Source organism: Paenibacillus sp. OT2-17, from assembly GCF_009827695.1.
In the GTDB taxonomy this organism is placed as follows: Bacteria; Bacillota; Bacilli; order Paenibacillales; family Paenibacillaceae; genus Paenibacillus; species Paenibacillus polymyxa_B.
Genome location: NZ_WUDQ01000152.1, coordinates 1 through 7,787 on the forward strand (window position 1 = coordinate 1; position 7,787 = coordinate 7,787).

Below are 7,787 nucleotides of genomic sequence, written 5' to 3' on the forward strand. Positions count from 1 at the left end.
GTTCACATGCCCCATTCATAGCGAGTCACTGCCTTCCAGCACCTCATCACGGATACGGTCGCGTCTCGCCAAAACCCGCTGGCTTATCTTTTCGTCAAAAGCGCCTAATATTTGTGTTGCCAGCAGCCCTGCATTCGTAGCACCTGCCTTACCGATTGCCACAGTGGCAACCGGAATACCACCCGGCATCTGCACAATGGAGAGCAGGGAGTCCAGACCGTTCAGAGCCTTCGACTGAACAGGCACACCAATGACCGGCAAGGATGTCTTCGCAGCCACCATCCCTGGCAGATGCGCAGCCCCACCCGCTCCAGCAATAATGACCTTTAGTCCACGCCCGGCGGCCTCTTCTGCAAAACGAAACATTAAATCCGGTGTACGATGGGCTGAAACTACTTTTTTCTCATATCCGATTTCAAGCTCGTCCAGCACAGCACATGCATGCTGCATGGTGTCCCAGTCTGATGTGCTGCCCATAATGACAGCGACCTGCACTGACATGTCCTTCACTCCCTGTTTATCAATAAGCGCCAAAAATCCGGCACTCGAAAATAACGTTATTTTCAAGACACCGGACTACGAAAAAACAAACGACAGAGCCTCTTAAAGGCATGCCAAAAGCAAGCCTCTTCCACCGCATCCAATGCGGCTTCAGCCGTATGTCTCCCGTAGTCCGGAAATTTAAGGTTTCCAGGTAGAAACTTCCGGGCCATATCCCCGGCATTATACGAGTTAGCATTGTGCCTATTCCATACCCAACGATATTCTTTACAAGTATGATCGTGGTCAGTTTCGGCTCAAACATGTGTACCTTATTAAATTGTACCTAAAGTTCATTTTTTATCGACAATACACTTCCTAGTTTAACAATTCCCTACACCTTATGTCAACTTGAAAACGAACATTATAATAACCATACAATAGAATGTTCGTGTTTAACAAAATCAACACCCTTATATACCCACAGGTCAGGACTATTGTATTATATTTAGCTATCGCTCCCCTCCCCTGATAACAGCGACCGCAACGCATCCCACTGAAAAAAATAAAAGTCGGCACTCCCTATACAGGCAGTAAACCGACTTTTACTTTTTTATTCAGTTATTTTACGACCAGCACAGGAATACGCGCATGCTGCACCACATTGTGGCTTACGCTACCCAATACGAATTCACGGATACCACCTAAACCGCGGCTACCAATCACAATCACATCGAAGTCATTCTCATTGGCATAATCCAAAATGACTTCGGCTGGCGAACCTTGAATGAGCTCCACCTTGGCATCTACGCCTTGCTCAGCAAGCCGCTTTTTAACTTCATCCGTAGTTTGTTCGGCCAAATCATAATATTCTTTATTCACCGAAGCTGGAATAGGAGCCAAACCCTCGCCCATAAAAATCCGTGGAAAATCAAATGCTGTTACCACCTCAAGCTGCGAGGACGGTGATGCCTTGACCAATTCAGTCGCCTTCAACAAAGCCTTGTTGGATGCATCCGAACCGTCATAAGCAAGCAATATTTTTGAAAATAGCATAATACGCACCTCTTCCTCATTCAGTTTGTTGATTCAAAGCATAAATATGTATTCCTGTTGTTGTTCATGCCATGTCATCACTGGATGGCTGGAGTAGTCTTCTCACTCATCATTAAACTTCCCTATGAGAACCTAAACTCCTCCCCTTTACCGCAAAAAATACCCATACAGCAATGCGTTTATGAATAGCAACGCAGGAATACCTAATCTGAAGCTCATATGCCGTGTTTTATGGCGTTTACGGTACATGGCAATTAGAACGCCTAATGCTCCCCCGATCAGGGCCAGGAAAAACAACGTCCGTTCAGGTACACGATCGCGATGTTTACGTGCTCTCTTTTTATCTTCCGACATTACCAGATAGCCTACTGCATTGATAAACAGCAGCCATACCAACAAGCCTGTCTGCAATGTCTCTCCTCCTTTTGCACACCTACCAAGTTCAGGATTAGGCCTTATATAGCGCTCCCCCCTCATTATAACCCCACCCCTTTTACAGAAACAACGCCTCCCCTGACTTGGATAGTGCTTTTGCGGAAATAGTAAGGTGGCATAAGGGCGATCCCCGAGTGCATCTATTTCGTCTTAAAGGAGGGACTACGATGGAAAGCACCCATGAATACGTTGAAAAGCTGCGAGAAAATGCAAAAAAGGCAGAACGCAACCGCAAACGAGGAAAAGGAACTCCCAGCGCCAGCTTGCCGACAAAACAGCATACCAACAATCCTTGATCAAGGAATCTGTGTTAAGCTGTATAGCCACGTTATTAACGTATAGTATCAACTTAACCTTGCAGCTTTTCCTGAGAATTGAGTACAAGGTAAACTCCGTTGTTTAGCTTCCACAATAACAGCAAGCAGACTTCTTATAAGATATCTGCTTGTTGTTTTTGCAAATATTTTTTTGAAATCGATTACATTTATAATAAACAAGTTCTAAAGTCATATTTCCTAACATAAGTGTTGACTAAAAACAATTTTACACCCTATAATTCGTGATATTAACGTAATTCGACAAAATTTTTGTCAGTTAATCTATCATTAATATTTGAGGTTTAAGACTGGAGAGGAGCTTTATATGACTAACATGAAAAAAATGACGATGATTCCCCTGTTGGCTAGCTTTATTCTCGGTAGTACCTTGTGGAGTAGTGGATTTACCGCCAACGCTGCGGCAGCAGCTACAACCAGCACAACTGCACCTACTTCTGCCACTACAACGTCGGACAAATCCGAAAATCCTCAAACCAATCATTTACCCAATATTAAAATACTTGCCACGGGAGGAACCATTGCAGGATCATCTTCCGTCAATACTGATACGACCGGCTACAAAGCAGGCGCGTTAGGTGTGGAAACTCTGATCAATGCCGTTCCTGAGATGAAAAGTATTGCAAATGTCAGTGGTGAGCAAGTTGTTAATGTAGGTAGCCCCGACGTTAATAATGAAATCCTCTTAAAACTTGCCAAACGTACCAATGAACTGCTTGCCAGAGACGATGTAGACGGCATTGTCATTACACATGGCACAGATACATTAGAAGAAACCGCTTATTTCCTCAATCTTGTTATCAAAAGCGATAAGCCAGTAGTTGTCGTTGGCTCTATGCGTCCAGCTACTGCCATCAGTGCCGATGGTCCCTTCAACCTGTATAATGCAGTGAAAGTCGCCGGGGCTTCGGCCTCTAAAGGTCAGGGTGTACTCGTCCTGCTGAACGACCGTATCGGTGCAGCAAGATATATTACTAAAACAAACACAACAGCAGTCGATACGTTCAAGTCTGTGGAGCAGGGATACCTTGGAGCTGTTGTGGGTGATCAAGTGTACTACTACAACAAATCCACGCACAAGCATACGACTTCTTCTGTATTCGACATCTCTAACCTGACTCAACTGCCGCAAGTAGATATTTTATACGAGTATCAAAACAATGGTCGCTATCTGTATGATGCAGCCGTAGCAGCTGGTGCCAAGGGTATTGTCGTAGCTGGTTCCGGTAATGGTTCCTTGTCCAAAACCTCCTCAGAAGGCGCAGAGGCCGCAGGTAAAAAAGGAGTGATTATTGCCCGCTCCAGCCGCGTGGGAAGTGGAGTTGTGTCCCCGTCAACAAAAGACGCGGCATCGAACTTTGTGTCGACCGATTCGCTTAATCCGCAAAAAGCACGGATTTTGCTCATGCTTGCTTTGACCCAAACTCACGATGTTAACCAAATTCAATCCTTTTTTAATGAATACTAAAAGCAGTCATCCCAAATCAAATAAATAGATCATCTTTATTATGAAAAAGAAGCAGCGATTACGGTTGACCACCGTAACTGCTGCTTCTTTTTTTGCGAGACAATTCTAGCATTAGTAACTATTTCATCTGTTATCCAATCGTCTTGGTCTTAAACAGTAATTCGTTGTTCCTCCCATGTAGCATCAAGACTGCTGTTTGGGAATCCCATTCAAGCTTGGAGGATATTTCGCTTGCTTCTCTGGATGAGGAGCGATTTCTTCCTCCAGAATACTTGATTTATTTTGCTGATTATTGATTTTAAGCGACTTATGCTTGGGCATAAATACTCACCTCCTCGGATTACCATGCCAAGGAGTGATCGTTTTTATACCGACGTATACCTGCTGATTATGTTGACTACAGCACTTTTGGTCATCCGTTATTTGCCCTGCTTTTGTTCCATCGCTGCTTTTAGCAAATCACCCAAACTGGAGCCAAAAGATTCCTGCTTTTCAAATTGTCTTACTAGCTTTTGCTGTTCCCGTTTGTTTACCCGCTGCTTGTCATTATCCAACGTCTCAGTAATGCCGCAGGGCAGGCATCTTACATATAGCCCTGCCTTGCCCTCTTTCATTTCCATTTTCTTATGACACTGCGGACAACGTCGATTGGACAAACGTTTTTCCCCTGAACGACGGTAACCGCAATCCGCACTTGGACATACAAGGAACTTTCCTTTCTTCCCCTTCTTCTCCAACAGCTTTGTACCACAATCAGGACAATGACTATTCGTCACGTTGTGGGGCTTGTACTCCGCACTGCTATTTTTTACAGTGGAAACCAACTCTTTCGCCATAGCACGAATAGAATTCAAAAACGGTTCCGGTTGTCCTTGACCACGAGCAATCCGTTCCAGCTCCGCTTCCCAACGTGCCGTCAGTTCGGGCGTTCTAAGCTGTGGAGCCGCCAGTTCAATCAGTTGCTTACCTTTCCCTGTGGGATGCATCACGTTCCCCTGACGCTCAATCGTATCCGAGCTGACAAGCTTCTCAATCAGATCGGCACGGGTAGCAGGAGTACCCAGTCCATGCTTTTCCATCTGAGCGAGCAGGGCTGCTTCTGTATACCGCTTCGGCGGCATCGTTCGCCCAGCTCGTATAAGACAACGTTGTAACCGGACTGAATCTCCTTTTTGCAGCTCAGGTAAAATAACGCCTTGTCCATTGTTTTCCCGATCCTCTGCTTCTTCATCATCCATATCATAATGGTTCGCGTCATATACAGCACGCCATCCGCTATCTTTTACCGTTGTGCCTTTTACCTGAAACGTCTCCTGCTCCACCGTTACTGATACGGCTACAGCATCATAACGTGCAGGTGGATAGAATAGACTGATAAAACGTCGTGCAATCAGATCATACAGTTTACGTTCCTCTGGGCTCAACTGATTAAGCAATAATGTCTGCTCAGTAGGAATAATCGCATGATGATCCGTGACTTTACTGTCATCCACAATTCGCTTTGTGATTGGTAGGTTGTTACGCAATAGCGGACGTGCCAAGGAAGCATATGGACCTACTGCTACACTACTGAGCCTTTCCTTAAGTGTGTCCACCATATCGGATGTCAGATAACGGCTGTCCGTACGTGGATAGGTCACCAGCTTATGCTGTTCATACAGACGCTGAAGCAGATTAGACGTCTGTTTAGCCGAAAAGCCATAGCGCTGATTAGCATCTCTTTGCAGCTCTGTTAGATCATACGCTAGCGGATGAGGCTCGTTCTTTTCGCTCTTTTTAACACTGGCAACTGTGCCTTTGGCCCCCTCAAGTCTGCGGCGCAAAGCCTCTGCTTGAGTGCGGTCAAACATGCGTGAATCCCCGCTTTCTGCCCGCCAAGTTGCCTGAAAATCGCCAAAATCCGCCGTCAGAGTATCATATTCCTGAGAACGGAATTCGGTAATTTCTTTCTCACGCTCCATAATCATCCCCAGCGTTGGCGTCTGCACTCTTCCAGCCGAAAGTTGGGCGTTATAACGACAAGTCAACGCGCGAGTTACATTGAGACCAATCATCCAGTCTGCTTCAGCTCTACAGCGAGCCGATTCATATAAACGATCAAACTGCTGACTAGGCAATAGCTTTGCAAAACCTGCCTTAATCGCCTTGTCCGTCTGCGAGGAGATCCATAAGCGCCGGAAGGGCTTTTTCCAGTTTGCCATTTGGATGATCCAGCGTGCCAACAATTCTCCTTCACGAGCAGCATCTGTTGCCACGATAAGCTCTCCAATGTCCTGCCGCTTCATGAGCTGTTGCACAGCTTTGAACTGATGGTTACTTTCGCGCAGCACCTTTAACTTTGAACTCTTCGGAAGAATAGGCAGGTCCTCCAAATTCCAGGTCGCATACTTAGAATCGTAATCCTCCGGCTCTGCTAAGCCGACCAAATGTCCCAGTGCCCACGTCACCACGTACTGGGGTCCTTCTATATAACTTTTATGCTTCTCGCGGCTACCCATCACACGTGCAATCTCTCTGGCCACGGACGGTTTTTCTGCCAATACCAATACCTTCATGTTACGCTCCTTTCTCTCATAGTGTTAATTATACCATCCTGCCATCTTACGATAAATTCTAATGCCAACGGCTCTTATTAACATGATCGTACATACTATTGCTATTGCTTCTACATCGGTTAGGATAACTTACAAATCAGGCACACTCCATTTTAATAGCAGACCCGCATAGGTGAGACCTCCCCCAAATCCATATAACAACACATGTTGTCCATACCGTAAACGTCCATCATCCAAACCACACTGCAAAGCCAACGGGATGGATGCCGCCGATGTATTACCATACAACTCTACGCTTGTCAGCGTTTTTTCCAAAGGTACTGTACTTCTTTCACATATGGACTCGATCATTCTCAAATTAGCGCTATGAGGGACAAACCAGTCAAGATCCTCCTTCTTCATATTTGCCTTATCCAATAATCGTTCGATTCCCGTTGGAACAGAGCGAACAGCCCATTTATAAACCTCACGTCCATTTTGAGCAATAAATCCATGGTCTTGCAGCTTCTCTCCATCCAAATGATCAGATAATCCCACACGGTAAAGATGTGCTCCTCCTTGCCCATAAGTACCTATATCAGAAGTTAAAAATGATCCTTCATCCTCGTCATATTCAACAAGGGCAACTCCTGCACCATCTCCAAAAAGTATACACGTCGTCCGATCCGTATAATCTGTAATTTTGGACAACGTTTCGGCTCCCACTACTAGCACCTTACGATGCAGACCACTCGTAATAAGGCCATTTGCCAAATGAAGTCCATAGGAAAAACCTGCACATGCTGCACTAATATCCATTGACCCCGTGTTCGGAATATCAAAATGAGCCTGAATACGTGAAGCCGTGCTTGGAAAGTAGTAATCAGGTGTACTAGTCGCTACAATGATCATCTCAACATCGTTTATATTTACGTCGTATAGGTTAATCATACGTGTAATAGCTTGTATACATAAATCAGATACATATTGATCTTCAGCCGCAATTCGTCTTTCACGCATACCCGTTCTTTGTACAATCCACTCGTCACTAGTGTCCACAAGCTTCTCCAAATCGGTGTTTGTCAAAATGCGTTCAGGCACATAAGTGCCAAAGGCCGTAAGCTTAGCTTTTGAATTCAACAATCTGATCACTCTCCTTTGTAATCCTTATTCACATTATAACACCAGATACTAATACCTGGTACTAAATTATTTTAAAAACGTCTTCTTATTTACTAGTTAATATCCACTTATCCAGTTGAACTTATAACAAACTCACTTTAAATAAAATCCCTCTGCCTTTTAACGCAAAAAAGAGACCATGATCTTCAGAAGATCATGGTCTCTTTTGTTTGTTGCTTGGCGACGTCCTACTCTCCCAGGACCCTGCGGTCCAAGTACCATCGGCGCTGGAGGGCTTAACGGTCGTGTTCGGGATGGGTACGTGTGGAACCCCTCCGCTATCGCCACCAAACATGA

The 7,787-nt window shown here is 45.1% G+C and carries 8 protein-coding genes, 1 rRNA gene and 1 riboswitch; of the genes, 2 read left to right on the top strand and 7 right to left on the bottom strand.

Annotation, left to right across the window (positions count from 1 at the left end; translation table 11 throughout):
- Nucleotides 1–15: 15 nt before the first annotated feature.
- The 3 genes from purE to GRP75_RS15600 all read right to left on the bottom strand — a co-directional run bounded on the left by purE (nucleotide 16) and on the right by GRP75_RS15600 (nucleotide 1,947).
- Complete coding sequence (gene purE, locus GRP75_RS15590; RefSeq protein WP_160789755.1) at nucleotides 16–501, bottom strand: 5-(carboxyamino)imidazole ribonucleotide mutase; 486 nt, start codon at nucleotides 499–501, stop codon at nucleotides 16–18.
- A 148-nt stretch (nucleotides 502–649) separates the two neighbouring features.
- Nucleotides 650–751, bottom strand: a riboswitch (purine riboswitch).
- 350 nt (nucleotides 752–1,101) lie between these two features.
- Nucleotides 1,102–1,536, bottom strand: coding sequence for a universal stress protein (locus GRP75_RS15595; protein ID WP_023987046.1), 435 nt, complete (start codon nucleotides 1,534–1,536; stop codon nucleotides 1,102–1,104).
- Nucleotides 1,537–1,683: 147 nt separating this feature from the next.
- The gene (locus GRP75_RS15600; RefSeq protein WP_023987045.1) at nucleotides 1,684–1,947 is read right to left on the bottom strand and encodes a DUF1294 domain-containing protein; all 264 of its coding nucleotides are present in this window, start codon (nucleotides 1,945–1,947) and stop codon (nucleotides 1,684–1,686) included.
- 191 nt (nucleotides 1,948–2,138) lie between these two features.
- On the opposite strand from GRP75_RS15600, the gene GRP75_RS15605 reads away from it, so the two are divergent.
- Both GRP75_RS15605 and GRP75_RS15610 read left to right on the top strand, forming a co-directional pair.
- On the top strand, nucleotides 2,139–2,267 hold the full coding sequence (locus tag GRP75_RS15605; protein WP_023987044.1) for a DUF4023 family protein: 129 nt from the start codon (nucleotides 2,139–2,141) through the stop codon (nucleotides 2,265–2,267).
- A gap of 346 nt (nucleotides 2,268–2,613) precedes the next feature.
- Nucleotides 2,614–3,774 (top strand): type II asparaginase, encoded by a 1,161-nt coding sequence (locus GRP75_RS15610; protein WP_034094978.1) that lies wholly within the window; start codon nucleotides 2,614–2,616, stop codon nucleotides 3,772–3,774.
- 183 nt (nucleotides 3,775–3,957) lie between these two features.
- Here GRP75_RS15610 and GRP75_RS29245 read toward each other — a convergent pair whose 3' ends face one another.
- The 4 genes from GRP75_RS29245 to rrf form a co-directional block, all read right to left on the bottom strand.
- Complete coding sequence (locus GRP75_RS29245) at nucleotides 3,958–4,095, bottom strand: hypothetical protein (protein WP_023987042.1); 138 nt, start codon at nucleotides 4,093–4,095, stop codon at nucleotides 3,958–3,960.
- A gap of 98 nt (nucleotides 4,096–4,193) precedes the next feature.
- Complete coding sequence (locus GRP75_RS15615; RefSeq protein WP_160789756.1) at nucleotides 4,194–6,329, bottom strand: DNA topoisomerase III; 2,136 nt, start codon at nucleotides 6,327–6,329, stop codon at nucleotides 4,194–4,196.
- A 129-nt stretch (nucleotides 6,330–6,458) separates the two neighbouring features.
- Nucleotides 6,459–7,451: a ketoacyl-ACP synthase III gene (locus GRP75_RS15620; RefSeq protein ID WP_075153732.1), complete on the bottom strand. Its 993-nt coding sequence runs from the start codon at nucleotides 7,449–7,451 to the stop codon at nucleotides 6,459–6,461.
- A gap of 214 nt (nucleotides 7,452–7,665) precedes the next feature.
- A 5S ribosomal RNA gene (gene rrf, locus GRP75_RS15625) occupies nucleotides 7,666–7,782 on the bottom strand.
- Nucleotides 7,783–7,787 lie beyond the last annotated feature (5 nt).

What these genes read in the sequence shown, in the direction of transcription:
- GRP75_RS29245 (WP_023987042.1), bottom strand. Translation starts at nt 4,095, where the DNA reads ATGCCCAAGCATAAGTCGCTTAAAATCAATAATCAGCAAAATAAATCA.
- GRP75_RS15605 (WP_023987044.1), top strand. Translation starts at nt 2,139, where the DNA reads ATGGAAAGCACCCATGAATACGTTGAAAAGCTGCGAGAAAATGCAAAA.
- GRP75_RS15610 (WP_034094978.1), top strand. Translation starts at nt 2,614, where the DNA reads ATGACTAACATGAAAAAAATGACGATGATTCCCCTGTTGGCTAGCTTT.
- purE (WP_160789755.1), bottom strand. Translation starts at nt 501, where the DNA reads ATGTCAGTGCAGGTCGCTGTCATTATGGGCAGCACATCAGACTGGGAC.
- GRP75_RS15615 (WP_160789756.1), bottom strand. Translation starts at nt 6,329, where the DNA reads ATGAAGGTATTGGTATTGGCAGAAAAACCGTCCGTGGCCAGAGAGATT.
- GRP75_RS15595 (WP_023987046.1), bottom strand. Translation starts at nt 1,536, where the DNA reads ATGCTATTTTCAAAAATATTGCTTGCTTATGACGGTTCGGATGCATCC.